The following is a 17,772-nucleotide window of genomic DNA, read 5'->3' as shown; positions in this document are numbered from 1 at the left end:
GTGCTGTGTAAGCTTACACAAGGTATTTTTCTTTCGTAAAGTATGCTGTGCAAGCTTGCACAGCATACTTTACGCTTTTTTAACACTATGCATCAGTTGTTTCCTCTACCACCTCTTCAATTTTTTTCTTTGTTGCAGTTTGCGGGAACAGGCGATTGGCGAAAGTTTTGCCAAACATTTTGGTAGCATCTAAATAATTGTGTTGGTATTGCTTTCGCAAGTTTGCCTGTGCAACTTCTTCGTTGGCAACTGCAGTTCGCACATTGGTTTTGGCTTCTTGCAATTTTCCTATTGATGTTCGTACTTTGGCAATGTCTGCTTCCAATAAAGGAATTTGAGCTGCCATGCTGTGCTCTTCGCCCAATGATTTTACTCTTTCTTTGATTTCCTGGGCAGCATCGGCCTTTTTGGAGAAAGAGTAACGAAGAATTGTGGAAAATCCACCATTTGGAAATAAAAGTTTAGAGATTGCATTAGCGGGATTCTCTCTATCGTGTTGCTTTGTTAAGTCGGATATGGTACGGATACGATCATCTAAACCGCCTTCGTTAAACACCAAATCGTCGTAGGCATTGTCCTGCAACAACTTCATCTTTTTGGTTTCAAGATGCTTTTCGTCCAATACACCAATGAAAGGATCGATTTTATCTGCAAATTCTGCCGCACCTTTTGTTTGTCGGCAACTACGAGCATGACGAAGCGCCATATTCATTTGCACTTCGGATGACATTGAATCATTTAATTGTCTAGCCATTACTAATTGGTTTTAATTATACATTGCTGTTCACCTTGGTGAGTGAATCTAAAACTCAATTTTAAACGCCGATCAATCCAACACCTCAAATATCTTTCTTTCGGTAATCATACCAACTGCTTCAAAGTCTATCTCACAGATTACAATTTATGATCACATAATAAATTTATGAATTATTTTTAATTAACAAATACATATGAAGAAATAAATAAACTACACTATTTAATTTTAAAACCGTTTTTAAAGTTTTTCATCAGGAATTACTAGTCATTCATAAGTATTTAAATTATGAAACAAATATATACTATAACCTACTTTTCTTTTTTATTGATTTCTAAATAGTAATGATTTGACCGATTGCATTAAGTAATGATGAAGCAAGGAGTATAGTAAAATCAACTGTATGCTCTTCATTACATTTGATTTAAAAATCGGGAATATTCAATTTTTCACGATTAACCCTAAAAAAAAAGCAATCACTCTGAAAGAAAGTGATTGCTTATGCAAGTATATTTTGCTTAAATGTTTGTACGGTTGGAAAGAATTACCACATTGCATCCAACTATTACTAACTAAAAGCTTAATTGAGAAATAACCCACTAAGAAAATCTCTCAATCACTAATAAGACAAATAAATATTCGAATAGGGTGAAAAAGAATGCAAAAAAATCCACAAACTTTTCTGTTTGTGGATTCATTATCAATATAATAAAATTACTATTCTGTGTAAATCGAAGGAAATTTATTCGGATTTGATTCTCTCATGATATCATAAATTACTTCAAAAACATCTTCTGCATTGGGGTTCGAGAAATAATCTCCATCGGTTCCATATGCAGGTCGATGATCTTTGGCAGTAATTGTTTTGGGTTCTGAATCTAAATAGAAATAAGCTTTCTGATCTTCCAATACTTTCTGCATCATAAATGCTGTCGCTCCACCTGGAACATCCTCATCGAAAAATACAATTCGATTGGTTTTCTTTACCGATTCTAAAATTCTTTGATTCACATCAAAAGGCAATAGTGTTTGTACATCGATCAGCTCCACAGAAATATCAAAATCTTTTAATTGCTTCACTGCATCTTCTGCAATTCTAACACATGAACCATAGGTTACCAAAGTAATATCACTACCTTCATTTAAAACCTCAGGAACTCCTAATGCAGTTTTAAATTCGCCCAAATTCTCAGGCATTTTTTCTTTTAATCGGTATCCATTTAAAGGCTCAATCACCAATGCAGGTTCATCCGATTCTAGAAGTGAATTATACAATCCTGCAGCTACAGTCATATTTCTAGGTACGCAAACATGAACGCCGCGAATTGAGTTAATCACCATACTCAAAGGAGAACCTGAATGCCAAATTCCTTCCAGCCTATGACCTCTAGTACGAATGATGACTGGAGATTTCTGTCCGCCTTTGGTTCTGTATTGCATGGTTGCCAAATCATCGCTCATGGTTTGCAATGCATACAATAAATAATCGAAATACTGAATTTCAGCAATTGGTCTTAATCCACGTAAAGCAAGCCCAATTCCTTGTCCAAGAATAGTGGCTTCACGAATTCCTGTGTCGGTAACACGAAGTTCCCCAAACTTCTCTTGCATTCCTTCCAAACTTTGGTTCACACCGCCAATAAATCCGGTATCTTCTCCAAATGTTAGTAGTAAAGGATATTTTGTAAATAGTTTCTCAAAGTTATCGCGCAGAACTTCTCTCCCATTCACCGTTTTCGACTTCTCGCCATAAACAGGAGCTACAGGTTTAATATTGCTAATTTTCAATCCTGTTTCGCTATACAAATGGCTGCTATATCTTTCCTCATTTTCTTCTATGGTATTTTTTAACCACACCTGCAACTGCGATTTTAGTGGTTTAAAACTCTCGCATCTCGAGCAAATGTGTCTTAAAATTTTCTTTGCTGCACTAACGTTATCTTTTCTAACAGGATGAATCACTTTTTTCAATCCTGATGTGATACTGTTAATTCTATCAGTCTTTTTACAATTACAACCGGCTTCCTCTACTAATTTAATTAACTGATCGCGCTCCTTTTTTATCGGATCGGTAAACGATTTCCATGCTGCCTGACGAGCTTTCTTTACGATTTCTTCTGCTTCAGCCTCAATTTCATCCAACTTTTCTATTTCGATCAATTCCATGGAGATAATCCACTCACGCATTTTTTTAATTGGATCAAAATTAGCTTCCCATTCCAAACGTTCCTTTGTTTTATATCTTTCGTGTGAACCAGATGTAGAATGCCCCAGAGGTTGCGTCATCTCTGTAACATGAAACAATACAGGCACATGATCGCGGCGACAAAGCTCAACGCCTTCAGCATACATCTTACACAAAGCAGGGTAATCCCAACCTTTGGCTTTGTATATCAAATATCCATCGCCGTTCTCATCTTGTTCAAACCCCTTTAATACTTCCGATATATTTTGCTTGGTAGTTTGATATTTATTGGGAACTGAAATTCCCCAACCATCATCCCAAACACTCATTGCCATTGGCACTTTTAGTACACCTGCAGCATTGATGGTTTCCCAAAAATGTCCCTCAGATGTACTGGAATCTCCAATTGTTCCAAAAGCCACTTCATTACCTTTCAATGAAAAGTTGGTAAACTGATGCAGCTCTTTATTCTCTCTAAATAACTTTGAAGCATAAGCTAATCCAAGTAATCTAGGCATTTGCCCTGCTGTTGGTGAAATATCTGCTGATGAATTTTTTTGCTCTGTTAGATTCTTCCAGGAACCATCTTCATTCAAACTTCTCGAGGCATAATGATTATTCATTAGACGCCCTCCGTTGGCCGGATTTTTATCCAATTGAGTTTCCCCAAACAATTGGGCAAAAAACTCCTCTGCAGTAAGCATTCCTGATGCCAGCATAAAAGTTTGATCTCGATAATATCCAGATCGCCAATCACCTTTTTTAAATGATTTTGCCATTGCAATCTGGGCAATCTCTTTTCCATCGCCAAATATTCCAAACTTGGCCTTACCGGTTAAAACTTCCTTACGACCTAAAATACTTAACTGACGGCTTATATTTGCTATGCGATAATCTTCAAGAACTTCGGAAGTAAAATCTTCGTATGATAAATTATCATCTTTGGCTTCCATATTCTCTTTTAATGTTTCTGACATATTATTTCAATTTTCTGAATTCGAAATAATTTCCCCCTTATTTCAGAATCCAAAGTATGTTAGTGTGTTTATTTAACAGAATTTTTCTGATTTTTCTAAAATCAAATTTAGCAAGAATTATTCTAAATAAGAAGAATTACTCCAAGTATTTCAGACCTTTTAATCTTGATTAATTTGGTCGAGATATCCTGAAATGATATCTTTGCCTTTAATTTATTAAGAATTATCGAAATGATTATAAAAGTTATACTTATAACTGCTGCTATTCTGGCAATTGGTTTTGTTGGGTTTGCCATTTCAATCTTGATTAAAAAGAATGGTAGATTCCCTGAATTGCATATCGGAAGGAATGAAGAGCTGAAGAAGAGAGGAATTAGTTGTGCGACATCACAACACAAAATGGAGCAGGAAAAGGCTAAAAATGCGAAAGTTTATAAGAAATTAACTCTTCTTGATAAAGAATTAGAAAGCCTTTAATTGAATTTTCAGTTACATTCCAAAAAGTTAAAAAAAACTAAAATTCTAATTTTAGCAGAACAAGCCGATTCCATTAAACGTATCTTTAATAAAACGTAAAGATTAAAATGGCTATGTTTCTAAAGATATTATTACTCGCAGTTTTTTTACTTGTTTTGGCATTTATTGGGTTTGGTATAAAACTCCTGTTTGATAAAAATGCTAAATTTACGGGTGGAGGATGCAGCTCTTGTGCTTGCACTGATGACGAAGCAGAAACCTGTGAAACTAATTAATTGGTTATCGGTTTTCCGTTTTATTCTGTTTGTATTATTTCATAACAACTACTTTCAAACATTTTAATCAGAAAACCGATAACTTATATTATAAGATCTGGATCAATTGAAAATCCTACGTATCAGCACCATTATTTCAGAATTTGTGCCTTCAAGTTTTCTGTAGCAAAAGTGGTTAAATCACCTTCCTCATCAGTATAGATAAAATAGGCATCCAATTCAGGATCATTTTGAACGATTTCAACACTCTTTTCCAAACCCAATACCATAAATGCAGTTGCGTAAGCATCGGCTTTCATACAGGTTGGCGCAATCACCGATGCAGAAAGCAAACTGTGTTGTACCGGGTAGCCCAATCGTGGATCAATTGTATGCGCATATTTCTTGCCATCCTTCACATAGAATTGACGATAATTTCCAGAAGTAGCCATTGCTCCATTCTTCAACTCCAATACATCCTGAATTTGTCGCGATAAACTTGTAGGATCATCAATAGGTTTATCAATTCCTACACGCCAAGGTCTATTTTTGTTGCTGTTTCCTTTGACTCTAATTTCTCCACCAATTTCAACCATATAATTGGTAATTCCTTTTGATTCCAAAAAATCTGCCACAACATCAACTCCGTAACCTTTAGCAATAGCACTGGCATCAAACATGATTCTAGGATCTTCTTTTATCACTTTTCCTGCCTCTAATCTCACTTTTTGATATCCTACCACTTGTAACAAACTATCTACTGGAATATCCTCTGGTTCTAGCTTATTTTTAAAACCAAATCCCCAAGCATTAACCAAAGGTGCAACCGTCCAATCAAAAGCTCCATCTGTAACCTGTGCAATTTGCTCACTGGTTTTAAAACAAGTTAAAAAGTAATCATCTAAAACAACCGTTGAATCATTCTCGTTCACTTTCGAAATTACCGACTCAGGATTATAGGTAGATAAGGAGTAATCAAACTCTTTTAACTTTTGAAGAATTTCGGTTTTTAAGCCTTCTTCATTAGGATATTGATATACCATGTGATAAAAGGTCCCAAACACTTTTCCCTCATTAAAATGATATTTTGAATCCTGTTTGCATGCTGTAAAAACAATAAGTAGCGCGAAAAGACTTATATACTTTAACTTGTTCATGATATTAAATTATAATTGATGAATGATATGAATTTACCATTCTAAAACACGAAATTACACAGAGTCCTTAAAACAAACAAGCCCCGATAAATCGAGGCTTGCTTTATATTGTTACGATCCGAAATCGTCAAATTCAACCATTTCGTCTGGTACTCCTAATTCATACAGCATGTTGGTAACAGCTGAGTTCATCATTGGAGGTCCACACAAGTAGTATTCGATATCTTCCGGCTCATCATGTTTGCTTAGGTAGTTATCGTAAATTACCTGGTGAATAAATCCAGTTGGTCCTTCCCAGTTATCTTCTGGTAGTGGCTCAGAAAGTGCCAAATGCCATTCGAAGTTAGGGAAATCTTTAGCGATCGCATCAAATTGATCTGCGTAGAACACCTCTTTCAATGAACGAGCTCCATACCAGAAAGTAGCCTTACGACCAGTTTTCACTGTGTGGAACAAGTGGAAGATGTGAGAACGCATTGGAGCCATACCAGCACCACCACCAATAAACATCATCTCGTTGTTGGTTTCCTTGATGAAGAATTCACCATAAGGACCAGATACAGTTACCTTATCACCTGGCTTACGCGAGAAGATGAAAGAAGAACAAATACCTGGATTTACATTCATCCAAGTGTTGTTCACTCTATCCCAAGGTGGAGTAGCAATACGGATGTTCAACATCACGATGTTACCCTCTGCAGGGTGGTTAGCCATTGAGTAAGCACGATAAGTTGGCTCTGGGTTCTTCATTGTAAGATCGAACATCTTAAATTGATCCCAGTCACCTCTGTACTCCTCTTCAATATCCATATCCTTGAAATCAACATTAATCTTAGGTACATCAATTTGAATGTATCCACCTGATTTAAAGTCAAGAATTTCTCCTTCAGGAAGTTTTACAACGAACTCTTTAATGAAAGTAGCAACATTGTGATTTGAAACCACTTCACACTCCCATTTCTTAATTCCCATAATTTCCTGAGGAATAGACATTGTCATGTCCTCTTTTACTTTTACCTGACAAGCCAAACGCCAATCATTTTGCGCTTCTTTACGGGTAAAATATCCTGTTTCGGTTGGTAAAATTGATCCAGCTCCATCGTGTACCTGACACTTACACATTGCACAAGTACCACCTCCACCACAAGCTGATGGTAAGAAGATTTTCTCTTCTCCTAAGGTACCCAAAAGGGTATTTCCTGGTTCAACAACCAATTTTAAGTCTCCCTCGTTAATATCAATTGTAACTTCTCCCGATGGAGTAAGTTTCTTCTTTGCGTACAATAGGATAGAAACCAGTACCAGTATCACAAGCAAGAATACTGCTATACTTGTGGCAATTACTGTTCCCTGTGTTGTTAATAATATCATCTCTATTCCGATTAAATTTTTTGAAAATTCAATTTACTTTATTCTGTTATCAGCTTAGAGTTTGATACCCATGAAGCTCATAAAAGCAATTCCCATTAATCCAGTTACAATAAATGTAATACCCAATCCTCTAAGTGGAGCTGGTACATTTGAGTAACGAATTTTTTCACGAATTGCTGCAATACCTACAATCGCAAGTAACCATCCAATTCCCGATCCCAGACCGAAAGATGTTACTTCAGCAATTGAGTTGTATCCTCTCTCCTGCATAAATAGGGATCCACCTAAAATTGCACAGTTTACAGCAATCAATGGCAAGAAAATACCTAATGAAGAATAAAGTGTAGGTGCAAATTTTTCAACAATCATTTCCACCAACTGTACCATAGAAGCAATTACAGCAATAAACATGATAAAGCTTAAGAAGCTTAAATCAACGTCTGCCATAGAAGGGTCTAACCAAACTAAGGCTCCTTCTGCCAAAATGTATTTGTCTAGCAAGTAATTAACAGGAACCGTAATTCCCAATACAAAAATTACTGCCAAACCTAATCCCATAGAAGTTTTTACGGTTTTTGATACCGCAAGGTACGAACACATTCCAAAGAAATATGCGAATACCATGTTGTCGATAAAGATCGACTTGATAAATATATTAATCAGATTTTCCATGTTTCGATTTTTCTTTGATTAGTTCGACTCAATTAAGGATTTATCCTTAGATCTTTGTACCCAGATAATGATACCTACAACTACCAATGCCATTGGAGGAAGGATCATTAAACCGTTGTTTTCGTATCCCATATCATAAACTGCTTGTGGAATTACCTTAAAGCCAGCAAGAGTTCCTGATCCAAACAATTCACGGAAAAAAGCTACAACAATAAGAATAAGGCCGTAACCTGCAGCATTTCCTACTCCATCAAGAAATGCCGGCCAAGGTCTGTTACCAAGAGCAAAGGCCTCTAAACGTCCCATGATAATACAGTTTGTAATAATCAATCCTACAAATACTGATAACTGTTTACTTACTTCATAAGCAAATGCTTTCAATACCTGATCTACAAGGATTACCAAAGCAGCAATTACAACCAATTGTACAATGATTCGGATTCTTGAAGGTATAGTATTTCTTAATAATGATATGATAACATTAGCAAGTGCCAATACAGCCATAACTGAAATGGAAAGAACAAAAGCTGGTTCCAATTTTGCAGTTACCGCCAAGGCCGAACAAATACCCAAAACCTGCACGGTAATTGGGTTATCGCTTCCCAATGGATTGGTAAGCAACTTTCGGTTTTTAGCCGAGAATAATGGTTCTTTATCGCTCATCTCGTACTTATTTTGAAGATTTTAAAAACTTTTCATAACTGCCAAGGTTATCTAGAAGCATAGCTTCAAAACCTTTAGAAGTAACAGTACCACCCGATACTGCATCGAATTGGTGAAGGTTTCCGCTAGCCGTACCTTTAACCATGATAATAGATGTAAATTTTCCAGCTTCATCGAAAATTTGCTTTCCAACAAATTGATTCTGGAATGCATCAGTAGCAATTTCAGCTCCTAAACCTGGTGTCTCACCCTTGTGAGCAAAAGTTGCTCCAAAAATGGTATTCCCATCTTTTTCCATTGCGATGTATCCCCAAAGTGGCCCCCACATTCCTTTACCTCTTACTGGTAAAATCATTTTTTCACCAACTCCTTCTTTGTTAAAAACAAAAACAGGTAAATTTCTCTCTTTAAGATCTTTACTACCTTCTCTTTTCAAATCAACTTTAAAGGCTTCTTCTTTATCTTCTGACTTCACATTACCTTCTGCACTAACGGTAAAAGCTTTAACGATATATTGATCATACAACTTTTCAGCATCGGCAGGAGTGGAAGTAACACCCACAGCTTTTAGGATGTCTTGCTTTTTCTCAATTTCCCTGTTTTTGTTCTGACGAGGTTTTAATTGCAAGGCAGTAAAAGAAAGAACTGCAGCAACAATCAGTACCATTACAGAAGCATAAAGGAAAGTATATGTATTACTATTCGTATTCATGTCTTACTTTGATTATTTGATTAAGCTTTCACCTTAACTCGTTTCAATCTTCTCTTCACATTGCCTTGAACAACATAGTGGTCGATCAATGGTGCAAATGTATTCATGAAAAGAATTGCCAACATCATAGCTTCTGGGAAACCTGCATTCATTACACGAATCAATACTGCAAGGAATCCGATTAAGAAACCGTAAATGTATTTACCGCGTGTAGTTTGAGTTGCTGAAACAGGATCTGTTGCCATAAATACAGCACCAAATGCAAATCCACCCATGATTAAATGCTGCCATGCAGGAATCAATTCCATATATGGGTTCGCACCAATCAAGTTGAAGATAGCTCCCATTGCATAACCACCAACGAATACTGACAACATGATTCTCCAACTTCCGATTCCAGTAGCAATCAAAATAACTGCACCAATTAATATCGCAAGAGTAGATGTTTCACCTATCGATCCTGGGATCAATCCAATAAACATATCCCAAGTTTGAGACAATGCTCCAGACATAAGGCTTTCAGCTTGAGCAGGTGTCGCATCAACTAATGCTGCTGCATCAGCCAAAGGTGTTGCTCCAGAGAAAGAATCTGCTTTTTCTGAAATCCATACTGCATCACCCGACATTTTTGATGGGTAAGCAAAGAAGAAGAATGCACGAGCAATCAAAGCTGGATTCCAGATATTCATTCCGGTTCCACCAAATACTTCTTTACCAATAACAACCGCAAATGCAGTTGATACAGCCACCATCCATAGTGGAGCTTCAACTGGCATAACCAAAGGAATTAACATACCCGAAACAAGGAAACCCTCGTTTACCGCATGACCTCTCATTTGCGCAAAGGCAAACTCGATTCCCAAACCAACTACGTATGAAACTACAACAATTGGTAATACTTTGATTAATCCGTAAACAAACATTTCCATTAAACCAGTTGTTTCACCAATTGAAAGGAAATGCTGATAACCGATGTTGTACATACCGAACAACAACGAAGGAATTAAAGCCAAAACAACCACAGACATAGTACGCTTCAAATCGATAGCATCCTTGATGTGTGTACCCGTTTTGGAGGTATGATCAGGAACAAATAGGAAAGTTTCAAAAGCGTCGAAAGTAGACTGCAACTTTGCAAACTTGCCCCCTTTTTCAAATAAAGGTTTCTTTTTATCAAGAAATTTTCTAAGTGCTTTCATTGTATATTATTATCCGTTTTTTTAGCTCATTTCTTTAATCATCAGATCAATTCCCTGACGTACGATATCCTGAACATCAATTTTTGAAGTACATACGAATTCACATAAGGCGAAATCTTCTGGTGCAACTTCATAAATACCTAACTGTTCCATTTGGTCAATATCTTCAACCAAAATAGATTTAATTAGGTGAACAGGTAATACATCCATAGGAAGAACTTTCTCATACTCTCCGGAAACAACGTAAGCACGGTGCTCTCCATGTAAGTTAGCATCCAAACGGTATTGTTTGTTTGGAGTCAACCAAGAGAAGAAGGATTTTGACATTGAGAATTTATTTAAACCTGGCAATGCCCAGCCTAAAAATTCATGCTTGTCTCCTTCAGGAATTACTGTAATCTGAGAATCATACATTCCAATGAAACCATCTTCTGGAATATGTTTTCCAGTTAATACGTTTCCTGAAATTACACGAATCTTCTCGTCATCCTTAAGTTTACCTTTTAAAATGTTTCGAACTGAAGCTCCAGTAATGGTTTCGAAATAACATGGTGTTTTTACTTCAGAACCACAAAGTGCAACCTTACGACTTACATCGTAAATACCTTTCTGGAACAAACGACCAATGAAAACTACCTCTTGAGGACGAACAACCCAAGCAACTTCACCTTTGTTAATTGGATCGATGTGGTGAATTTGTACACCAACATTACCCGCTGGGTGAACACCTGCAAATTTGTTTACAGTAGCATTCTTAACTTCTGAAAACATTTTTGCCTGATTCATGTTTGGATTAATGTTCAAATGAACTTTTCCGTCGGTTAATTTTGCAAGAGCATCAATACCTGCTTGGAATGCTTCTGCTTCTCCCTCTAAAAGGAAATCAACATCGGCAGCCAATGGCGCTGAATCGAATGCAGAAACGAAAATTGCTTTTGGCATTTCCTGTGGATTCGCAATAACGTCGTAAGGACGTTGACGAATGTAGGCCCAAAGACCACTTTTAAGCAGCTCTTCTTTAACCTCTTCGCGCGAAAGACCATTCGGATCAGCTTTTTTAAACTCTTCGTATTGGATTTCTGCGTCGGCTTGAACAACTACTTCTAAAATCTTTCTTCGTTCTCCTCTATTTACGGCAATTACTTTACCACTAACTGGAGAAGCAAAATTAATTTCGGGGCTATACTTATCGAAAAATAAAGGACTTCCGGCCTTTACTTCAGCATCAACCTTAACTTTTAATTTTGGTGTTAATCCAGGAAAATCGGTAGGTTTAATTGCGTATGTCTCAGAACGATCAGCTTTTTCAAGTACTTTTTCAGCCTTTCCTATCAGCTTAATATCTAAGCCTTTTTTGATCTTTTTAACTTCAGACATGTTAAACTATTTGATTTTATTAATTTGCGTCAAAAATAACTAAATAATACTCTATTTCATAATAGAACCAAGTGCAAGCATGTGTTCTAAAACGATTGAGTACATGTTTTGTAATACATCTAAAAAATTCGCACACAAATATATAAAGCAATTTCTTATTTTTTAAGTTTTTGGTTTATTTTTAACCAATATATATACATATCAATATGCGTAAAATTTTCCTTATATCATTCATCTTCAGTTTGATTTCAATTTCAGCAACTTACAATACCTTTGGGTCCGATTTTGATCTTATATATCGCAATGAAATCAAGAAAAGTAGCATTCATACTGTTCAAATATTTCCCACTGGATGGGAACTTGCTCCACCGATAATCGAATTAGAAGGAGATAATCAGCTCCTTTTTTCCTTTGACGAAATTAAAGAAAATATTCAAGATTACTCTTACAGAATTATACATTGTGATAAAAATTGGTACAATTCAGAGCTAAGTGAATTTGATTTCTTGGATGGTTTTGCAGAAAATCAGATTACCGATTACGAACATTCTTTCAATACCAATGTGAATTACATTCACTATAGTCTGAAAATTCCAAACAATGATATCAGCCTAAAATTATCTGGGAATTACGTTATTGAAGTATTCGAAGATTTCGATCCAGAAAAAGTGGTGATTCGACAACGATTTATGGTATTAGATTCGAAAGTAGAAATTAAAGGAATCGTAAAACATCCTGTTTCTATTGAAAAAAGGGAATCTCACCAGGAAGTTGATTTTAGTATTTTTCACCCTAACTTTAAAATAGACAACCCACAACTCGATCTAAATGTTATCCTTACTCAAAACAATCGCCTTGATGGAACGGAAAAAAGATTGAAGCCAATTTTCATCCGCAAAAACGAACTGGTATTCGATTACGAAGATGAAAATATATTCCCAGGAGGAAACGAATTCCGAAACTTCGACTTAAAAAGCATGAGGTATCAAACCAGGTATATTCGAGAAATTACCAGCGAGAACGATACAACTTCGGTAATACTTTCGCCAGGAAACAATCGTCATTTTAAGCAATACATTTTCGAGCAGGATATCAATGGCAATTACCTTGTAGAAGTGCAAGAGCGTGATATTCCAGAAACTGAAGCTGATTATGCATACATCACATTTACCTTGCCAATGGACAATGATTTAAAGCATGGTGACTTATATGTACATGGCAATTTTAACAACTGGCAATGCAATGAACGAAACAAAATGCACTATGATTTCGACAGAGGAGCCTACATCTCGAAAATATTCCTGAAACAAGGTTATTACAATTATCAATTTGCATTGGTCGATCACAAAACCAAAATTCCTGATACCGGATATATTGAAGGAAACCATTGGGAAACCGAAAACAACTATATCATCTATGTTTATTATCACGATATAGCTTTGAATTACGATATGCTTATTGGATATAAAACCATTAAATCTACAGCGAGATTTTAATTTTTAGACGCTGATTGTGTTATGAAATGGTAAGATCAACACTGATTTAATTACAATGTATTTACAAGTAAATCTGCGTAAATCATACATCCTCATATAAATCTGCGTCTTTCTTGTATGTTGTACAATCATTTTCAAAAAGAAAAAAAACAATACTTTTGAATCCGAAATACCAAGAATCATTATCTTGTGTTTTTCAAATAAAAACAAACAATTATGACGTCTGTACAAAAAATCGGTAAGCAAAGATCGGATTTGCAGGTATTCAGACGATGGAGCAGAAAATCATATGCTGCATTTGCAAGCATGAATCAGGAAATTAAAATTTCCAACATGAACGCAAGTTACAACCTATTGGTTCCATCGAAAGAATCCGGCTTTTCGGGATTTTGTTTTTTACCAGAAAGCGGACGGGATAAAAATGAATTAGATGAACCGGATCTGATAGCATCCGAAATCATCGAAATGCTGGTGATACAAAACGAAAGCATAAAAATCACCAATGGGAAAGAATCCGGCGTAGTGTCGAATAAGATTCTTTCTGCTCATACTTTATCCTATCCTAAAAATTAAATTGACTAGAAAAATCTTATTATGACTGACATTAGAAACAACTGGACTCACGAAGAAGTTAAAGAAATTTACAATCTACCATTGCTTGATTTGGTGAATCGTGCTTCGAACATTCACAGAAAATATCACGATCCTTCAAAAATGAACATGAATACCTTGATCTCGGTACGTACCGGAGCATGTTCACAAGATTGCAAATACTGTGCGCAATCGGCAAGATACAATACTCATGTAAAGCCAGAAAAGTTAAGCTTAGAGAAAGTTTTAGAAGAGGCTAAATTTGCCAAAGAAAATGGTGTAAAGCGTGTTTGCCTTAGCTCGGCTGGTAGAGATGGAAACCGCGATGATCGTTTCGATGAAATTGCAGAAATGATTACCGAATTGAAAAAAATGGGCTTAGAGGTTTGTTGTACCATGGGAATGATCAACAAAGAAAAAGCTCACAAATTGGCTGAATTGGGTATTACTGCCGTAAATCACAATATTGATACTTCCGAGCGTCATTATCCTAACATCACCACTACAAGAACCTACGCTGAAAGATTGGAAACTCTTGCTAACCTACAGGAAGCAGGAATTCAATATTGTTCTGGTGGTATTTTGGGAATGGGCGAAAACGACGAAGACCGAATTGAAATGCTTCGTACTTTGGCGAATCAGGATAATCATCCATACAATGTTCCTTTGAACTCATTGGTACCTGTTGAGGGAACTCCATTCTATGGCAAAGAAACCATTGGTATTTTCGAAATGGTTCGTGCCATTGCAACTGCACGTATTTTAATGCCTAAAACCGTTGTTGCTTTTGCAGCGGGTAGAACGCATTATAGCCAGGAAGGACAAGCTCTTTGTTTCCTTGCCGGTGCAAATTCAATCTTCTTTGGAGATAAGCTTTTGACTGTTGATAACATGACCATCAATGAAGATGAACACTTGCTTGGTCAGTTGGGGTTAACTCCAACCAAATACCATGAATTGACGACTTTGGAAGAAAATTAAGATACTACACAGAGAGCTTCATTTGTTAATGAAGCTCTTTTTATCTGACTTTCTGTCACTTTTTGATCATTCCCCCAGCTTTTTAACTTTTCCCCTCACTTTTCCCTGACTTCCTGTCGCTTTTTTGTGGTTTTCCCACACTTTTTAGCAATTCCCCAAAGTCCCGAGGCATTTTCCCACACCTTCTTAATATTTTCTCGTACTTTTTAACTCTTTTTTCCGCTCAGAAAGCTCTATCCATCATTTTCTTACTGTTTCTCTGAGCTTTCATAATGATTTAGGATCAATTGGAAACCTTTCATGGAATTTCAAGCTTCATTTCTGAATTAACTGCATCAATTGATCCTTATATGAGTTTGCAATAGGTACCATTTGCTTGGCAATACAAACCTGATTGCCTTCCAAAAAATCAATTTTGCTCAGGTTGATAATGAATGATCGGTGAATGCGTAAAAACTCCTTTGGTGGCAACTTGGTCTGAAAGTTTTTTAAAGTATCATGAATTACCAGGCAATCATCTTCCCTTTGGAGTTTTAAATAATCTCCTTCCGATTCAATATAGTTTAATTCCGAAGGTTTTAGCAAGTAGGTTTTCTTATTTGATTTTACCAAAATGGTTTCTTCCTGATTTTCTGACTTGGCATCAACTTTATCCTGCAAAGACAAGAATTTATTTACCGATCGTAAAAATCGCTCGAAAGAGAATGGTTTTAAAAGGTAATCCAACGCATTCAAATCAAAACCTTCAACGGCATACTCAGGATATGCTGTGGTAAATATTACCTTGGGTGATTGATCCAAACTTTTCAACCACTCAATTCCATTCATTTTTGGCATGTTAATATCCAAAAACAACAAATCTACCGATTCCTTTAGAAAGATTTGATTTGCTTCCAAAGCATCGTTACATATGGCTTTTAGCTTTAGCTGCGGACAATCCTGAAGGTAAGATTCCAAAATCTCTTGCGATAAAGGCTCATCTTCAACAATAATGCAATTGTATGTTTTATCAGTGTCTCGGTTCATGGTTCAGGTCAATTTTAAGGGCTACAGTAAATTCATCTTCTTGTTTCGATAAATGTAGCTCATGTTTGTTTGGGTATAAGGATTCCAATCGGCTTTTTACATTTTCTATTCCAAATCCTCCAATAGGATCTATTTCTTTTCGGGATTGTTGCGGAATGGAATTTTTCAAATTCATTTCCAATTGATCGTTTTCAATTCTAATCATCAAATCAATTACATCGCGTTCCAACTGATTTAATCCACCATGCTTAAAACTATTCTCAATAAATGGGATCATTAAAAAAGGAGCGATTTTCTGAGCACCAAGTTCCCCTTCAATCATGTACTGAATTCGGGTTTTGTTCTTGCATCTTAGTTTCTGTAATTCCAGGTAGTTGGTGATATAGTTGATTTCTTTTTCCAATTCTACATACTGATCATTACTTTCATAAATCATGTAACGCATTAAATCTGATAACTGAAGAATGTACTTTGGTGTTTCATCCGATTTCTTTCTGGCCAATGCATACAAAGAGTTCAAGTTATTGAATAAGAAGTGTGGATGGATATTAGATTTGAGAGCCAGCAATTCGGTTTCCGATTGCTTCTGTTTCAACTCAACCAACTTCTTCTCTGCTTCAATTATTCTAAACCACGATTTTGAAAGTTTCAATAAGGTACTCAAACCGAGGTACACAATACTAAATTTTAATAGCTCATTTATCTCATACGAGGATATAAAGAAGTAATCAGGAGCAATCCAATCACTTAAATGTTCGAATGTAAATTCATTTAAGTAAGCAACAGCAAGCCATAATCCAACAAAACCAATAGCATGCAATACGTATTTCTCTCGCTTTAATAAATTCGGAATTAATAAGAGCACATTTACATATACTCCAAATACCAAGCTGATATGAAACAATCCCGTATACACCACATCAATTTTAGATATGTCTTCCTGCAAAGCAAAGAACTGTAGCAGTGTATAGAATGAAAGCATCCAAAACAGAATGTGATGCACTATTCTGTTTTGGATTAGTTTGCTTAGCATACTCTTAATACTATTGATCATTTTATTCTTTTCAAGATTCCTTTATCTTTCTCATTAAACAACTCGGAATCTGCAAATTTTACAAGAAATTTTTGAATTTCTTCTGTAGGTGCAGTAATAATAACATTATCATCTCGTTCGATGTACTCAACACGAACACGATTGCTTTTTAATAACTTCTTAAAGTCATCTGGTTCTATTGAGTTTAAAACCAACTGATCTTCATTAACCTCGATTTTAAAAAACATATGAGTAGGAAGAAGCATACCTATTGCTGGACTTTCCGCAAGTTTTTCTTCCAAGAAAGCATCGTTGGGTATAACATCCAAAAAATAATTACCATTTAATTTAGATAATACCGCATCAAAAATGCTGGTGTCTTTTTCAAAGAAGGTTTTAATCTGATAATGTTTTCTTGTATCAGGATACAAATAATGCATTATTTGTTTGTGATCCAATGCGCCGTTAACCACAAATTGTCCTGTTATAGAATCTTTAGTCACAGTTACATTATTAGTATCTTTGTATTTTACTTTTAATTTAGATCCAACTTTATGCTTTAATTTGGAGACAGATTCCATTTTCTCTAGCATATCTGCCATGTCCGTTGTATCCACAATTGTTGTTATTTCATACCTTACTTCGTCATTCTCTATCCATACGCCGTCCAGTTCATCCAAATGTACTCTATCGCTATCGGTATACAATGGGTGCAATGAACTCACTACACAAGATTGAGTGGCCACAAGAAGAACGATAAAAAATCCAATCAGTTTTATTCTTTTCATTTGTTCTGTTTTCATGATTATTGTTTTAGTGAAACATCTGTTCTATTGATCATGATCTA

General features: G+C 35.9%; 16 protein-coding genes. 4 read left to right on the top strand and 12 right to left on the bottom strand.

Translation table 11 applies throughout. The features are described 5' to 3' along the window. Positions 1-85 precede the first annotated feature (85 nt). Positions 86-754 carry a hypothetical protein gene (locus tag DF185_RS14045; RefSeq protein WP_110361394.1) on the bottom strand — a complete coding sequence of 223 codons (669 nt, stop codon included), beginning with the start codon at positions 752-754 and terminating at the stop codon, positions 86-88. A 717-nt stretch (positions 755-1,471) separates the two neighbouring features. Next, positions 1,472-3,916: an alpha-ketoacid dehydrogenase subunit alpha/beta gene (locus tag DF185_RS14040; protein ID WP_207784654.1), complete on the bottom strand. Its 2,445-nt coding sequence runs from the start codon at positions 3,914-3,916 to the stop codon at positions 1,472-1,474. 231 nt (positions 3,917-4,147) lie between these two features. Here DF185_RS14040 and DF185_RS14035 point away from each other — a divergent pair, with 231 nt between their 5' ends. Further along, entirely contained in the window at positions 4,148-4,393 is a 246-nt protein-coding gene (locus DF185_RS14035) for a hypothetical protein (protein WP_110361393.1), read from the top strand. A 406-nt stretch (positions 4,394-4,799) separates the two neighbouring features. Here the strand turns inward: DF185_RS14035 and DF185_RS14030 are convergent, their stop codons facing one another. The 7 genes from DF185_RS14030 to DF185_RS14000 all read right to left on the bottom strand — a co-directional run bounded on the left by DF185_RS14030 (position 4,800) and on the right by DF185_RS14000 (position 11,798). Then, a complete protein-coding gene (locus DF185_RS14030) occupies positions 4,800-5,804 on the bottom strand; it encodes an FAD:protein FMN transferase (protein ID WP_110361392.1) in 1,005 nt (334 codons plus the stop codon). A 111-nt stretch (positions 5,805-5,915) separates the two neighbouring features. Continuing rightward, complete coding sequence (gene nqrF / locus DF185_RS14025; protein WP_110361391.1) at positions 5,916-7,175, bottom strand: NADH:ubiquinone reductase (Na(+)-transporting) subunit F; 1,260 nt, start codon at positions 7,173-7,175, stop codon at positions 5,916-5,918. Positions 7,176-7,229: 54 nt separating this feature from the next. Then, positions 7,230-7,847 carry an NADH:ubiquinone reductase (Na(+)-transporting) subunit E gene (nqrE, locus tag DF185_RS14020; RefSeq protein ID WP_110361390.1) on the bottom strand — a complete coding sequence of 206 codons (618 nt, stop codon included), beginning with the start codon at positions 7,845-7,847 and terminating at the stop codon, positions 7,230-7,232. Between the two features lie 18 nt (positions 7,848-7,865). Next, a complete protein-coding gene (locus tag DF185_RS14015; protein ID WP_110361389.1) occupies positions 7,866-8,510 on the bottom strand; it encodes an NADH:ubiquinone reductase (Na(+)-transporting) subunit D in 645 nt (214 codons plus the stop codon). 7 nt (positions 8,511-8,517) lie between these two features. Next, positions 8,518-9,222 carry an NADH:ubiquinone reductase (Na(+)-transporting) subunit C gene (gene nqrC / locus DF185_RS14010; protein WP_110361388.1) on the bottom strand — a complete coding sequence of 235 codons (705 nt, stop codon included), beginning with the start codon at positions 9,220-9,222 and terminating at the stop codon, positions 8,518-8,520. Between the two features lie 20 nt (positions 9,223-9,242). Further along, positions 9,243-10,421, bottom strand: a complete 1,179-nt coding sequence (locus tag DF185_RS14005) for an NADH:ubiquinone reductase (Na(+)-transporting) subunit B (RefSeq protein ID WP_110361387.1) — start codon at positions 10,419-10,421, stop codon at positions 9,243-9,245. A gap of 21 nt (positions 10,422-10,442) precedes the next feature. Next, on the bottom strand, positions 10,443-11,798 hold the full coding sequence (locus tag DF185_RS14000) for a Na(+)-translocating NADH-quinone reductase subunit A (RefSeq protein WP_110361386.1): 1,356 nt from the start codon (positions 11,796-11,798) through the stop codon (positions 10,443-10,445). A 206-nt stretch (positions 11,799-12,004) separates the two neighbouring features. Here DF185_RS14000 and DF185_RS13995 point away from each other — a divergent pair, with 206 nt between their 5' ends. The 3 genes from DF185_RS13995 (at position 12,005) to bioB (ending at position 14,866) form a co-directional block, all read left to right on the top strand. Next, a complete protein-coding gene (locus DF185_RS13995; RefSeq protein WP_110361385.1) occupies positions 12,005-13,294 on the top strand; it encodes a type IX secretion system plug protein in 1,290 nt (429 codons plus the stop codon). A 216-nt stretch (positions 13,295-13,510) separates the two neighbouring features. Then, the gene (locus DF185_RS13990; RefSeq protein ID WP_110361384.1) at positions 13,511-13,867 is read left to right on the top strand and encodes a hypothetical protein; all 357 of its coding nucleotides are present in this window, start codon (positions 13,511-13,513) and stop codon (positions 13,865-13,867) included. Between the two features lie 21 nt (positions 13,868-13,888). Continuing rightward, the gene (gene bioB, locus DF185_RS13985) at positions 13,889-14,866 is read left to right on the top strand and encodes a biotin synthase BioB (protein WP_110361383.1); all 978 of its coding nucleotides are present in this window, start codon (positions 13,889-13,891) and stop codon (positions 14,864-14,866) included. Positions 14,867-15,181: 315 nt separating this feature from the next. Here bioB and DF185_RS13980 read toward each other — a convergent pair whose 3' ends face one another. The 3 genes from DF185_RS13980 to DF185_RS13970 are packed head-to-tail and all read right to left on the bottom strand — an operon-like array spanning position 15,182 to position 17,728. Next, the gene (locus DF185_RS13980; RefSeq protein ID WP_110361382.1) at positions 15,182-15,892 is read right to left on the bottom strand and encodes a LytR/AlgR family response regulator transcription factor; all 711 of its coding nucleotides are present in this window, start codon (positions 15,890-15,892) and stop codon (positions 15,182-15,184) included. Beyond that, positions 15,876-16,946 (bottom strand): sensor histidine kinase, encoded by a 1,071-nt coding sequence (locus DF185_RS13975; protein ID WP_110361381.1) that lies wholly within the window; start codon positions 16,944-16,946, stop codon positions 15,876-15,878. Before DF185_RS13975 ends, DF185_RS13980 begins: the two co-directional genes overlap by 17 nt. Next, positions 16,943-17,728, bottom strand: coding sequence for a hypothetical protein (locus DF185_RS13970; protein WP_110361380.1), 786 nt, complete (start codon positions 17,726-17,728; stop codon positions 16,943-16,945). Before DF185_RS13970 ends, DF185_RS13975 begins: the two co-directional genes overlap by 4 nt. Positions 17,729-17,772: the final 44 nt, after the last annotated feature.

Source organism: Marinifilum breve (assembly GCF_003202155.1).
Classification (GTDB): Bacteria; Bacteroidota; Bacteroidia; order Bacteroidales; family Marinifilaceae; genus Marinifilum; species Marinifilum breve.
This window is presented reverse-complemented; position numbering and strand designations above follow the sequence as displayed.